The organism is Oleiphilus sp. HI0043 (assembly GCF_001634935.1).
The window spans coordinates 1-1,085 of record NZ_LWEY01001110.1; the positions used below are offsets into that span (position 1 = coordinate 1).

At 48.9% G+C, this 1,085-nt stretch carries 1 protein-coding gene; it reads left to right on the forward strand.

From position 1 onward, the window contains the following. Positions 1–171 precede the first annotated feature (171 nt). The coding region (locus A3729_RS12205) for an NAD(P)-dependent alcohol dehydrogenase (RefSeq protein WP_068633919.1) at positions 172–1,085 on the forward strand (914 nt) is incomplete at its 3' end.

Here is a 1,085-nt window from a genome sequence, read left to right on the forward strand (position 1 = left end):
CAACGTGCCGGTAGCCGTACAAAATCGAAGCGGCAAAGGTGTGTGGCAAGTAAAAGGCGTCATGCTATTCATTTTTATCACTGACTTTTTGATAATGATGCTGAATGCTTTGCTGTCAGCTATCTATTTCTTTTAGACTACTCTATCGACAAGGCTTAGGAGACTTCTACCATGATTAAAGCATATGCAGCGTTTGAAGCAGGTGGTGAACTAAAACCATTCGAATACGATCCTGGTGATTTACCAGACGACCAAGTTGAAATTGCCGTCGAGCACTGCGGCATTTGCCACAGTGACCTAAGCATGCTCAACAACGAATGGGGAATGACCCAATACCCTTTTGTGCCCGGGCATGAGGTGATCGGCAAAGTGAACGCCATCGGTAAGCGCGTTAAGTCGATTCAAATTGGACAGACTGTCGGCTTAGGCTGGCACTCTGGCTACTGCATGAGCTGCTCGTCCTGCCATAGCGGCGACCATAACCTTTGCGCTTCAGCCCAAGGAACCATCATCGGTCATCACGGCGGATTTGCTGACAAGGTACGCGCGGAAGAAAGTAGCGTCGTTGCCTTACCCGAGGGTTTTGAAGAGCCTTCAGCCGCCCCTTTGTTTTGTGCTGGCGTGACCGTTTTCAATCCACTTGTTGAATACAACATTAAACCCATCGACACCGTTGGCGTCATTGGGATTGGTGGACTAGGCCACTTAGCCCTACAGTTTTTACGTGCCTGGGGCTGTGAAGTCTGGGCCTTTACCTCATCTGAAGCTAAAAAAGCTGAAGCCCTAGAGCTTGGTGCGCACTATACCGTTGACTCCAAAAACCCTGACGAACTCAACGCTCTGGCCGGCAAGTTTGACTTGGTCTTATCCACCGTTAATGTGAAACTCAAATGGAACCAATACGTCAATACACTCGCCCCCAAGGGCAAGCTACATTTTGTCGGTGCGACACTTGAGCCTTTAGATCTTAACGTATTTTCATTGATGGCCGGTCAACGCTCAGTGTCTAGCTCTCCTGTTGGGAGTCCGCAAGCACTGCGCAATATGTTGTCATTTGCAAAGCGACACGACATTAAACCCAAGGT